The organism is Azoarcus sp. KH32C, from assembly GCF_000349945.1.
Lineage (GTDB): Bacteria > Pseudomonadota > Gammaproteobacteria > Burkholderiales > Rhodocyclaceae > Aromatoleum.
In genome coordinates, this window is sequence record NC_020548.1 from 681,049 (window position 1) to 693,476 (window position 12,428).

Consider the following 12,428-nt stretch of genomic DNA (forward strand, 5'->3'; position numbering starts at 1 on the left):
TCATGGCGAACATTGCATCCGGCAGCACGGTCGGCTTCGTGGGCCTCGGCGCGATGGGCCTGCCGATGGCCAAGAACCTCGTGGCCCGCGGCTTTTCCGTGCGCGGCTACGACCTGCGGCAAAGCGCCCGCGAGGCGCTTGTCGCCGAAGGCGGCCGCGGCGCCGCGAGCGTCGCGGAAGCGGCACGCGAGGCCGACGCGCTGGTCCTGATGGTGGTGAACGCCACCCAGGCCGAAGCGGCGCTCTTCGAGCAGGGCGGCCTCGAAGCCCTGCCCCAAGGTGCTGCCGTGGTGCTGATGTCCACCTGCCCGCCCGCCGCCGTGGAGAAACTCGCGGAGCGCGTCACCGGGGCTGGCCGGCGCTTCGTCGATGCCCCGGTGTCCGGCGGCATGGTCGGCGCCATCGCCGGGTCGCTGACGATCATGGCGGCCGCCCCGGCGGCCACGCTCGCAGCCGTGCGGCCGGTGCTCGATGCACTCGGCAGCAAGGTCGTCCATGTCGGCGAGCATCCCGGCCAGGGCGCGATGGTCAAGACGGTGAACCAGCTCCTCTGCGGCGTGCATATCGCAGTTGCCGCCGAGGCGCTGTCACTCGCCGGCAAGGTCGGCATCGACCGCGAAGTGATGCTGGACGTACTCGGCGGCTCTGCGGCCTCAAGTTGGATGCTGCGCGACCGCGGGCCCCGGATGATCCAGGCCCAACCCGAAGTGACGAGCGCAGTCGATATTTTCGTCAAGGACCTGGGCATCGTCCTTGAAGCGGGCCGGGACACCAAGGCGGCGCTGCCGCTCGCGGCCGTCGCCCACCAGATGTTCCTCGCCACGTCCGGCCGTGGCGACGGCGCGGCCGACGACAGCCAGGTGATCCGCGCCTATCAGGCCCTCAACCGCCAAAGCACTACAGAGAATCGATAACACGATTCGATACGACGACACATCCAGAAGGAGGAGCACATCATGACAAACGCTAACGACCGCAAGGGCATCAACCGCCGTACCTTCCTGAAGGCCGGCGCAACGATGGCCGCCTCGCTGCCGCTGTTCAGCATCTCCACGCGCCCGGCTTTCGCTGCCGAGTTCAACTACAAGCTCGCGACCGGCCAGGACCCCACCCATCCGGTCAACATCCGCGCGCAGGAAGCGCTGAACCGCATCCGCGAAGCGACCAACGGCCGCGTCGATATCAAGCTCTTCCCGGCCAACCAGCTGGGCTCGGACACCGACCTGCTGTCTCAGGTGCGTAGCGGCGGCGTCGAATTCTTCAACCTGTCGGCATCGATCCTCGCGACCTTTGCGCCCATCGCCGGCATCGTCAACACCGGCTTCGCCTTCAAGGACTACGACACGGTATGGAAGGCGATGGACGGCGAACTCGGCGCCCACATCCGCGAGCAGATCGCGAAGAGCGGGATCATCACCGTGTCCCGCGCGTGGGATAACGGCTTCCGCCACATCTCCTCCTCGACGCGCGAAATCCGCAAGCCCGACGACCTGAAGGGCTTCAAGATCCGCGTCCCGCCGGCGCCGATGCTGACTTCGCTGTTCAAGGCGCTGGATGCGGGTGCTGCGCCGATCAACTTCAACGAGCTGTATTCCGCGCTGCAGACCAAGGTCGTCGAAGGCCAGGAGAACCCACTGGCGATCATCGCCACGGCCAAGCTCTACGAGGTGCAGAAATCCATCAGCCTGACCGGCCACGTCTGGGACGGTTACTGGATCCTCGGCAACCGCCGCGCCTGGGAAAAACTGCCGGCGGACCTGCGTGCGATCGTCGAGAAGGAATTCGACCGCTCCACGACCGACCAGCGTGCCGACATCGCCAAGCTGTCCGCGTCGCTGCGCGAAGACCTGAAGGCAAAGGGCATCAACTTCTTCGACGTCGATCGCGAACCCTTCCGCGCCGCGCTCGCCAAGACGAGCTTCTACGGCGACTGGAAGGCGAAGTACGGTGAACAGGCTTGGAGCCTGCTCGAGAAGTATTCCGGGAAGCTGGGTTAATACCATGGCCGCCGTTCTGCAAATTCATGCGATAGCGCATCGGCACCCTGCCCTTGCCATCGTCGATGCCACCGTCAGCCGCGCGGTCGAGATGGCTGCCGCGCTGCTGGTGGTGGCGGAAATCTGCGTCCTGCTGACGGGGGTCACCAGCCGATACCTGTTCCATACTCCCATCGTCTGGACCGACGAACTGGCCTCGATCCTGTTCCTGTGGCTGGCGATGCTGGGGGCGGTCGTCGCGCTGCGCCGCGGCGAGCACATGCGGATGACGGCCCTGGTGGGGATGGTGCCGCCCAAGGTGCGCACCTTCCTCGAAACGCTCGCCATCGCCGCCCCAGTCGTCTTCCTGCTGCTGCTCATCCACCCTGCGGTGGAGTTCGCCCAGGAGGAAGCCTTTGTCACCACCCCCGCCCTCGATCTGCCGAACTCCTGGCGCGCCGCGGCCCTGCCGGTCGGCTCGGTGCTGATGCTGGTGATGGCGGGCTTGCGGCTGCTGGGCACCGAGGACTGGCGTTACGCCGTCGGCGCGGTCGCGGCGGTTGCGGCGATCGCGGGGATCATGATGCTGCTCGAACCCGTGCTGCGCGATCTGGGCAACCTCAACCTGCTGATCTTCTTCGTCGGCCTGGTTGCGCTGGGGGTGCTGTCCGGGGCGCCGATCGCCTTCTGCTTCGGCCTCGCGACGCTGGGCTATCTCGCGCTGACGACCGACACGCCCTTGCTGGTGGTGGTGGGCCGGATGGACGAGGGCATGTCCCACCTGATCCTGCTGTCGGTGCCGCTCTTCGTCTTCCTCGGCCTGCTGATCGAGATGACCGGCATGGCGACCGCGATGGTGGCTTTCCTCGCGAGCCTGCTGGGTCACGTGCGCGGCGGCCTGTCCTACGTGCTGCTGGGAGCGATGTATCTGGTGTCCGGCATCTCGGGCTCGAAGGCGGCGGACATGGCGGCCGTGGCGCCGGTGCTCTTCCCCGAGATGAAGGCGCGGGGCGCCAAGGAAGGGGATCTCGTGGCGCTGCTCGCGGCAACCGGGGCTCAGACCGAGACCATCCCGCCGAGCCTGGTGCTCATCACCCTGGGCTCCGTGACCGGGGTGTCGATCTCCGCCCTCTTCACCGGCGGAATGCTCCCCGGCGTGGTGCTGGCAGCGACGCTGTGCGCCGTCGTGTGGTGGCGCTACCGGGGCGACGACTTGTCGAACGTGCGTCGGGCGACCCGCGGCGAGATCGGCAAAAAGCTCCTGATCTCGATCCCGGCCCTCGCGCTGCCCTTCATCATCCGCGCGGCCGTCGTCGAAGGCGTCGCCACGGCGACCGAGGTGTCCACGATCGGCATCCTTTACGCGATCCTCGCCGGCCTCTTCATCTATCGCCAGTTCAAGTGGCGGCGCCTGATGCCGATGCTGATCGAGACCGCGGCACTGTCCGGGGCGATCCTGCTGATCATCGGCACCGCGACGGGCATGGCCTGGGCGCTGACGCAGTCGGGCTTCTCCGGCCAGCTCGCGCAGGCGATGGCGGGCCTGCCGGGCGGGGCGGCGATGTTCATGGCAGCATCGATCCTCGCCTTCATCATCCTCGGCAGCGTGCTCGAGGGGATTCCGGCGATCGTCCTCTTCGGGCCGCTGCTGTTCCCGATCGCCCGCCAGATGGGCATCAACGACGTCCAGTACGCGATGGTCGTGATCCTCTCGATGGGCATGGGCCTCTTCGCCCCGCCCTTCGGCGTCGGCTACTACGCCGCCTGCGCGATCAGCCGCATCCGCCCGGACGCAGGCATGAAGCCCATCGTCGGCTACATGGTGGCGCTGCTGGTCGGCCTGATCCTCGTGGCCTCCGTGCCCTGGATCTCGATCGGCTTCCTGTAAGCCGAACCTCGCCTCCCCCCTCCCAAACCGCATCGAATTGCCGCCTCCCCACCCGGGGAGGCGCACAGGAGAACTTTTGCCATGTCCCCCGTCGATCTCACGCCGCTGGCCAATGCGATCCGCTTCCTTTCCATCGACGCCATCGTGCATGCGACCGAAGGCCACCAGGGCGTGCCGCTCGGCATGGCCGAAATCGCGACCGCGCTCTTCACGCGCCACCTGAAGTTCAACCCCGCCGATCCGACCTGGCCCGACCGCGACCGCTTCGTGCTGTCGAACGGCCACGGCTCGATGCTGCTCTACTCGCTGCTCTACCTCACCGGCTACGAGAAGATCAGCCTCGACCAGATCAAGACCTTCCGCGTGCTCGGCTCGCACTGTGCCGGCCACCCGGAATTCGACCCCGCTGCCGGCATCGAAGTCACGACCGGCCCGCTCGGCCAGGGTATCGCCAACGCCTTCGGCATGGCGGTCGCGGAGGCCTACCAGAACGCGAAGTTCGGCCCCAATCTCGTCGATCACTACACCTACGCCTTCGTCGGCGACGGCTGCCTGCAGGAAGGCATCGGCCAGGAGATGATCTCGCTCGCCGGCCACCTCAAGCTCGGCAAGCTGATCCTGTTCTGGGACGACAACCAGATCACCGACGACGGCGCGACCTCCTTGTCGATCAGCGAAGACGTCGCCGCGCGCTTCCGCGTCGCCGACTGGCACGTCGTCGAAGTCGACGGTCACGACATCGAGGCCGTCTCCGCCGCGATCACGATGGCGAAGAAGGACCCGCGCCCGTCGATGATCGCCTGCCGCACCGTCATCGGCCGCGGCATCCCGCGCGTGCAGGGCCAGCGCGGCGGGCACAGCGCGCGGCTTTTTGCCGAGGATTCGGACGCCGCACGCCAACTCCTCGGCTGGCCGCACGCGCCCTTCGTCGTGCCGGACGAAATCCTCGCCGCGTGGCGCGCAGCCGGCCGTCGCAGCGACGCGGAGCACGCCGCATGGCAGGCCCGGCTCGCGGCACTGCCCGCCGCCGAGCGCGCCGAGTTCGAGCGCATCCAGGCAGGCGAATTGCCGGAAGGCTGGCGCGACGTGCTGCTCGCCTACAAGCGCCGCGTCACCGAGGAAGGCGAGGCCAAGCCCGGCATCTTCGCATCGGCCGAGATCAACGACCTCCTCGTCGATATCCTCCCCGAACGCGTCGTCGGCTGCGCCGATCTCGAAGCGCCGACCTCCCACAAGCGCGGCCTCAAGGCCTTCACCAGCGAAGACCGCAGCGGCGCCTACGTGCATTGCGGCGTGCGTGAACACCTGATGGGATCGATGGCGAACGGCATGGCCGCCCACGGCGGCGTGATCCCGCTCGCCGTGACCTACCTCGCGTTCTCCGACTACGAACGCCCCGCGATGCGCATGGCCGCGCTGATGGGCCTGCCGGTGAAATTCGTGTTCAGCCACGATTCGATCGGCGTCGGCAAGAACGGTCCGACGCACCAGCCGGTCGAGATCCTCGCGTCGCTGCGCGCAATGCCCAACATGCTCGTGATGCGTCCGGCCGACGCGGTCGAAGCCGCCGAATGCTGGGAGATCGCGCTCGAACAGCGCCGCACCCCCGCGAGCCTCATCTTTGCCCGCCAAGCCCTGCCGACACTGCGCACGACGCATGTCGACGACAACCTCACGCGTCGCGGCGCCTACGTGCTCGGCCAACCCGAGGGCGGCAAGCGCGCCGTCACATTGCTCGCGACCGGCTCCGAAGTCTCCATCGCCCTCGAAGCGCGCAAGCTGCTGCAGGCCGACGGCATTCCGACCGCGGTCGTGTCGATGCCCTGCTGGGAACTCTTCGACGCCCAGGATTCCGCCTATCGCGCCGCCGTGCTCGGCGAAGGCACCGTACGCATCGGCATCGAAGCGGCGATGCGCTTCGGCTGGGACCAATACCTCGGCAACCGCGGCGGCTTCGTCGGCATGCCCGGCTTCGGCGCCTCCGGCCCGGCCGACCAGTTGTACGAGCACTTCGGCATCACGCCCGCCGCCATCGCCGCCGAGGCGAAGCGCCACCTCTGACCCCGACCTCCGAGAGAACAAAATGCACAAGATCGTCTTCCTCGACCGCGCGACCATCGCGCCGCAAATTCGGCTCCGCAGCCCGGCCTTCGAACACGAACTGGTCGTCCACGAGCACACCCGCCCCGACCAGGTCGTCGAACGCCTCAAGGGCGCAAGCATCGCGATCACGAACAAGGTCCCGCTGAGCTCCGCAGTCCTGGAGCAGCTCCCCGACCTGCGCCTGATCGCGGTCGCCGCGACCGGCACCGACTGCGTCGACAAGGCCTACTGCCAGCGCCATGACATCGGCGTCGCGAACATCCGCGGCTATGCGGTCAACACCGTGCCCGAGCACACCTTCGCGTTGATCCTCGCGCTGCGCCGGAACATCGTCGCCTACCGCGACGACGTCATCAACGGCGAATGGCAGAAATCCGGCCAGTTCTGCTTCTTCAACCATGCGATCCACGACCTCGCCGGCGCGAGGCTGGGCATCATCGGCGAAGGTGCGCTCGGCCAGAGCGTCGCGACCATCGCCCGCGCCTTCGGCATGATTCCGCTCTTCGCGGAACACAAGGGCAAGAGCGGTTTCGGCATGCTCTACACGCCCTGGGACGAGATGCTCGCGACGAGCGACATCATCACGATCCACAGCCCGCTCACGCCCGAGACGCGCAACATGATCGCGCAGCCCGAGTTCCGCAGGATGGCGCGCCGCCCGCTGCTGATCAACACCGCGCGTGGCGGCCTGGTCGACGAGGAAGCGCTCGCGCAGGCGCTCGACGAAGGGCTCATCAGCGGCGCTGGTTTCGATGTCACGCTGGGCGAACCGCCGGCTGCCGACAGCCCGATGATGCGCATCGCTTCCCGCCCCAACGTGATCCTCACCCCGCACGTCGCGTGGGCCTCGGACGAAGCGCAGCAGACGCTCTCGGATCAGCTCATCGACAACATCGAGAACTTCGTCGCGGGCAGGCCGAGCAATCTCGTCAAAGGGGCGTACTAAGCGCGTTCTTCCGACGGACGGGTCGTTGGCTGGAACATACGTTCCAGCTTTACTCAAAAGCCATGGAAAAGAAGGTCGAGTGCGGCGGTGATGTCGCCGCGGCGAGCTTCCAGAGTTGTGACAGGCGTTCTCAGAAGCGAAGCAGGCACCGCGGCAAGAAACTGAGTGACCATCGCCACCGATTCGCCTTCCAGCTCGAAAACCGGATTGAGGGTCTTTGCGGGCAGTGGCGCATCGTTCAGGGGCAGCAGGGGAACGACGACGCGAGTGTTGAGATGATCGAGCAGATCAGCCTGAACGTCGAGCAAATAACCGGCCCCGTCAGGGTTCTTGAAAACGTTCAAGCGGGACATCAGAACATCCGGTAACGCGCCAACGGAAGCCCGTGAGCCTCAACGTAGGCGTTAGAGCTCTCCAGCGCGTTCCGATTCTCCGCCAACCACAATTCCGCTCGCCGCTCGGCGACGGCCCTCGCAACACCGGCCTCGGCAGCTTGCGAAATATTGATATCCAACGCCTTTGCCTCGGCCAGCAGGCCTTCGCCAAGGGTGACGTTGGTAGCCTTTCGAGCGGGGCCCTGCTTTGCAATGATCCTCATGGAAGCGCCTCACGTCTCAACAAGATCATATTGACACGCATGCGCATGATTTTCCACATTCAGTGAACTTTCCCCTCGCAACCCAAAAGAACCGCCCCGGCACCTTGCAGACACCGGGGCGGAAAAATTCGGTGGGGCCGAGGAAATCCACTGGAGGTTGCGCCCACCGAACGAGAGCCGCAGTGCGGCCGAGACGATCTCAGAACGGCATCCACACCTGCGCGAGCAGTGCGCGCGTCTCGGGAACGTTGCGGCCATCGACCGTTTGCGAGAAGCCGACCGACCAGGTCAGCGCATCCTTGTGCGTGACCATCACCCCCGCGCCGACGTTCCAGACGTGGGAGCTGTTGTTTTCGTTCCGCAGGTAATCGGTCGACAGGTAGGGCGTCACGCGCATGTTCGATTGCGTGACGTTCTTGAAGTCGTAGCCGAGGCGGCCGTTCAGGTGGTACTCGTCCTTCGGCTTCGAAATCGAGCTCCAACGCGGATCGGCCGTGTGGTAGCCGACGACGGCTTCGATGTTCCAGTTGTTGACGTTGAGGTCGTAGAAGCCGCGCAGGTAGTAATCCCACATATGGCTGTCGAGCTTGGAACTGATCGAGAACGGCGTGCCGATCAGGATATCGAAGCCGATCGTGCTCTCGGGGGTCGGCTTGGTCCAGCCGGTGAAGGCCGGGATCACGCTGCCGACGCCGGAGAGATCGAAGCCGTTCGAGTCCTTGATCCTGAGCTCGTAGGTGTTGAGCGAGAACGCGAAGGCCCAGGTCGATGCGGGATCGAACTTGAAGAAGTGCGGCAGGATCGTGAAGCCGAAGATCGTGTCGGTATCGACACCGGTGTCCCTGCGCTTGCCGTCGTTGTCGTAGGCCTTGCTGGTCGAGTTGTAGAGCAGCGTCTGGCCGGGGAAGTTGAAGGGTTGGTCGAACTGGTTCGGCAGATCCCAGTAGTGCGGCCGGTAATGGTGGCCGAGGACGATCTGCGCCTGGGCCGCGCCGGCGGCACCGAGGGTCAGTGCGGCGATTGCCGCCGCCTTCATCATCGGACGATTCAAGCGGTTGATCTTCTTCATGTTCTCCTCCTAGAGCGGATGTCATACGGGCCTTTGCGGCCCTTTTTTGGGAAAAAGGGGGCCCCGTCCCACTCGCCGCGGCGAGTGGAGCGAGGGAATCGGTGGTGGAAAGCGGGAGGCGGAGCCAGGCCGGGGTTCAAGTGCGGACGAGTTCATCGTCCGCCGGCATTGCGCAGGCGATCGCGCCCGTTATGGAGTCCGGTCAGCTGACAACGGAGTGCGCGGGTTCGCTCTTGACGCGGCTATTGAGCGCATAGAGCACGCCGCCGACCACTGCGGTAATGGGCGCCGACCATGCCGCGATCGGTGCCGACGCTTGAAGCATCAGGATCCCGACCGCTGACGAGACCAGCCAGGTTCCCAGCGCGAAGTTCTCGGCCAAGGGAGCCCGGCCAAGCTGATCGGTCAAAGTCGCCGGGGTATCACGAGCGTCGCGCATCAAGTAGATATGGACCAGCGCGATCGCCACCCAGGCCACGACGAAGGTTCCCTGGTATGCCAGCGCCTGCAGGATGAAGCTGAACACGTTCTGCAGCATCAGGAAGTAGACGATCACGCCGACAACGACCGTCCAGACCATGCGGTGCAGATAGACGCCGAATGCCGACTGGAAGAAGGCCTCCATATTGACGGACGAAAGATAGAAGTTGGCCGTGTTGATGCGTGTCTGACTGACCCATACGAAGGCGAGCCCCGCCAGCCCCATCAGCTTCAGCAAGCCAAGCACGGCCGATACTTCGCTGACACCGCCTTCCAGGGGAATCGTACCGGCGATGAAGATGCCTACAACTGCGTTGATCAGGAACGTAAAGCCATAGAACACGATGCCGAAATTGACCTTGGCGTGGTACTCCGTGTCCTCGCGGCGTCCCAGGCGTGCGAAGTCCCAGGTGTACATCATCAGGATCCAGACGCCCATGAAGTAGGTGAAGCACTGCCACCAGCCGTTCTCCGGCGCACCGGTGGCAGGCCCTAGTCGCAGCCAGGCATCGCTGTATCCGTATTCCGAAAGCGTCATCCCGACGGCCAGCGCAATCCCGATCAAGTAGAGCGGCAGCAGCACTCCGTTGAACTTGTCGAGAAAGTGCTGCACGCTGCCGAACACCAGCGGCACGCTGTAGCAAACGACGATTAAGTAGGCCCACTTCAGCTCCAGGCCGGGCCAGTAGGCATTGATGGCGACCGCGATCACCGATCCCTCGAATACCGCGTAGTAGATGGCCGTCGCACAGAAGATCAGCGTTGCGAGCCGCGCCCCGACCTTGCCGAACACGAGTTGGGAGAACTGCGCGACGGACAAGCCGGTGCGGATGGAAAATCTCGTGATCGCGGCGTTGATGATCGAAAATGCCACGGTGGACAGCGCGAGCCCGATGAGGACGTTCTTCGTGCCCAGCGTGAGGGCCAGCGTCGCCGGCACCATCAGCCAGAACATCGCGCTGCACAGGGCCCACCACGCCATCGTCAGCCCGAACTTACCCATTCGCTCGTCGTAGGGAACAGGGATCGCCGCAAAGTCCTCGTGGTCCTCGTCGGGACTCAATTCAATTTTGTTCGTCACAGCTGTCTCCTTTTTAGTTTGGATAGCCTCGCGAAATCGCAGGCAAAAGCGTCCCCGTGGCGGCCCGAGCCGCATGTTCCTGCTGCTTCATGTGTGTCGCTTTGGGGGGCTTTTGTCCGCGATGCGCTATGTCGCGCGGCTGCTTCAGGCGGCTACTGCTTCCTCTTCCGCCGCGAGGCCTGAACTCGCTTCGGCGACCTGCTTGTCCTCGAGCACATATACGCCGCTCGCGTCCAGCGAGGCGATCCATCCGGGCTCGATGACGATCGACGTCGTGACCTCCTCGATCACGCCCGGCCCCTGGATCAGCATCCCGGGCTCGATCCCTTCACCGTCATAGACGGGTGCAAGCACGCTGCGGATCGCGGCGCCGTGGCCGAACACCATGTTCCGCTGCTCCTTCACCGGTGCGGCGGCAGAAGGATTCCGCGCGCCAGCCGTCGCAGTCCTCAACGGCGGGACGACACCCGAAACGGTCGTCTCGATATTGACGATCTCGACGACGCCGTCCGGCTCGCAGTACGTGAAAAGCTCCTGGTGCCGCTGGTCGAAACGCCGGCGGATCTCCTTGAAGCTCTCGACATTGACGGACATCAGCCCGATATCGACGGTGCATTCATGGACCTGACCGAGGTAGCGCATGTCCACCGAGCGTTCGATGCGGATGTCGCGCGTCTTGAAGCCTTCCGCCTGCAGCGCGCAGATCGCCTCGCGTTCGAGGTCGTGGAAGCGCTGGTCGATGCGTTCCCAATCCGCATGCGGTCCGACGCGCATCGGGCAGGCCGACATCTTCGTGTACTTCACGTTCGACAGGATCTGGCCGAAGGCGCACAGCCCCGACGCCAGCTTCGGCACCAGCACTTTTTTGACGCCGATCTCGCGCGCGAGCGACGCGATATGCAGCGCCGTCGCCCCGCCCGCGCCGACCAGCACGAAGTCGCGCGGATCGTAGCCCCGCTCCACCGACACGCGGCGGATGCCGTTCACCATGTTGTTATTGACGATGTTGAAGATGCCGTGCGCCGCGTGCTCGATCGAGATGCCGAGCGGCTTCGCGATCTTCTCCTCGATCGCCCGCCGCGCCGCCGCGCCGTCGATCTTCACGCGCCCGCCCAGCAGGTAGGACGGGTTGAGGTAGCCCAGCACGACGTTCGCGTCCGTCACCGTCGGCAGCTCGCCGCCCCGCATGTAGCACACCGGTCCCGGATTCGCGCCGGCGCTCTGCGGCCCGACGTTGAGCAGGCCCATCGAATCGATCCACGCGATCGAGCCGCCGCCCGCGCCCAGCGTCTCGACCTGGATCATCGGCGTACCGATGCGGTAGCGCAGGAAGTCGATGTTCTTGCTCAGGTTGGTCTTGCCGTCCTTCGTCAGCGTGATGTCGAACGAGGTGCCGCCCATGTCGACGGTGATGATGTTCTTGATGCCCAAGGGCCCTGCGACATGCATCCCCGCCGTCGGCGCCGAGGCCGGCCCGGAGTTGATCGCATTGACCGCCCGCGAAGCCATCACGTCGCGCGACGCCATGCCGCCGTTCGACTGGTAATAGCGGATCGGCGCCGTGACACCGAGACCGACGAAAAAGTCGTCGATGCGGCGCACGTAGCGCTCCAGCACCGGCCCGAGGTAGGCATTGACCACCGCCGTCGAGGTCCGCGTGTACTCGCGCATCTGCGGGAAGACTTCGATGCCGACCGACACATACACGTCTGGCAGCATCTCGCGCACGATCTCCGCCGCACGGCGCTCATGCACGTCATTCGCGACCGACCACACGAAGGACAGCGCCACCGCCGCGACGCCCTCGGCGCGGAAGCGCTCGCAGGCCGCGCGCACGTCGTCCTCGTTCAGCGGCGTCTGCACCGTGCCGTCGGAGAGCACGCGCTCGCGCACCCCGTGACGCAGATGGCGCGGCACGAGCATCGTCGCGGGCGGATACTTCGCGTCGTAGCGGTAGCCCTCCTCCTTGTGGCCGAGTCGGATCTCGATCGAGTCCTCGTGGCCCGCGGTGCAGATCAGGCCGGTCTTCACGCCCTTCAACTGGATCAGCGCATTCAGCGCGACCGTCGTGCCGTTCACCAACAGGTCGGCGTTGTTGAGAATGTCGGCGACCGGCAGTCCGAGCGCTTCGGAAATCTGCTGCAATCCGTCGGCGATCGCCTTCGTGCCGTCCTCCGGCGTCGAAGTGGCCTTGAAGAGTCGGACCTGGCCCTGCTCGTCGGCCAGCACGAAATCGGTGAAAGTGCCCCCGGCATCGATGCCCAGGCGGAAACGCTTGCTCATTGCT

The 12,428-nt window shown here is 65.4% G+C and carries 10 protein-coding genes; 5 read left to right on the top strand and 5 right to left on the bottom strand.

What is annotated here, in order from left to right; all coding sequences use genetic code 11:
- Positions 1-2: 2 nt before the first annotated feature.
- The 5 genes from AZKH_RS25840 (at position 3) to AZKH_RS25860 (ending at position 6,913) form a co-directional block, all read left to right on the top strand.
- Positions 3-914 carry an NAD(P)-dependent oxidoreductase gene (locus AZKH_RS25840; protein ID WP_041657986.1) on the top strand — a complete coding sequence of 304 codons (912 nt, stop codon included), beginning with the start codon at positions 3-5 and terminating at the stop codon, positions 912-914.
- A 42-nt stretch (positions 915-956) separates the two neighbouring features.
- Positions 957-1,997 carry a TRAP transporter substrate-binding protein gene (locus AZKH_RS25845; protein ID WP_015452266.1) on the top strand — a complete coding sequence of 347 codons (1,041 nt, stop codon included), beginning with the start codon at positions 957-959 and terminating at the stop codon, positions 1,995-1,997.
- A gap of 4 nt (positions 1,998-2,001) precedes the next feature.
- Positions 2,002-3,864 carry a TRAP transporter large permease subunit gene (locus tag AZKH_RS25850; protein WP_015452267.1) on the top strand — a complete coding sequence of 621 codons (1,863 nt, stop codon included), beginning with the start codon at positions 2,002-2,004 and terminating at the stop codon, positions 3,862-3,864.
- An 81-nt stretch (positions 3,865-3,945) separates the two neighbouring features.
- Positions 3,946-5,925, top strand: coding sequence for a transketolase (tkt, locus tag AZKH_RS25855; protein WP_015452268.1), 1,980 nt, complete (start codon positions 3,946-3,948; stop codon positions 5,923-5,925).
- A 22-nt stretch (positions 5,926-5,947) separates the two neighbouring features.
- Positions 5,948-6,913: a D-2-hydroxyacid dehydrogenase gene (locus AZKH_RS25860; protein WP_015452269.1), complete on the top strand. Its 966-nt coding sequence runs from the start codon at positions 5,948-5,950 to the stop codon at positions 6,911-6,913.
- Positions 6,914-6,966: 53 nt separating this feature from the next.
- Here the strand turns inward: AZKH_RS25860 and AZKH_RS25865 are convergent, their stop codons facing one another.
- The 5 genes from AZKH_RS25865 to AZKH_RS25885 form a co-directional block, all read right to left on the bottom strand.
- Positions 6,967-7,266, bottom strand: a complete 300-nt coding sequence (locus AZKH_RS25865) for a CcdB family protein (protein WP_015452270.1) — start codon at positions 7,264-7,266, stop codon at positions 6,967-6,969.
- Positions 7,266-7,511, bottom strand: a complete 246-nt coding sequence (locus tag AZKH_RS25870; protein ID WP_015452271.1) for a type II toxin-antitoxin system CcdA family antitoxin — start codon at positions 7,509-7,511, stop codon at positions 7,266-7,268. Before AZKH_RS25870 ends, AZKH_RS25865 begins: the two co-directional genes overlap by 1 nt.
- Positions 7,512-7,710: 199 nt before the next feature.
- Positions 7,711-8,580, bottom strand: a complete 870-nt coding sequence (locus AZKH_RS25875; protein ID WP_015452272.1) for a transporter — start codon at positions 8,578-8,580, stop codon at positions 7,711-7,713.
- 202 nt (positions 8,581-8,782) lie between these two features.
- On the bottom strand, positions 8,783-10,141 hold the full coding sequence (locus AZKH_RS25880; RefSeq protein WP_015452273.1) for a cytosine permease: 1,359 nt from the start codon (positions 10,139-10,141) through the stop codon (positions 8,783-8,785).
- 144 nt (positions 10,142-10,285) lie between these two features.
- Positions 10,286-12,424, bottom strand: a complete 2,139-nt coding sequence (locus AZKH_RS25885; RefSeq protein ID WP_015452274.1) for a hydantoinase/oxoprolinase family protein — start codon at positions 12,422-12,424, stop codon at positions 10,286-10,288.
- Positions 12,425-12,428: the final 4 nt, after the last annotated feature.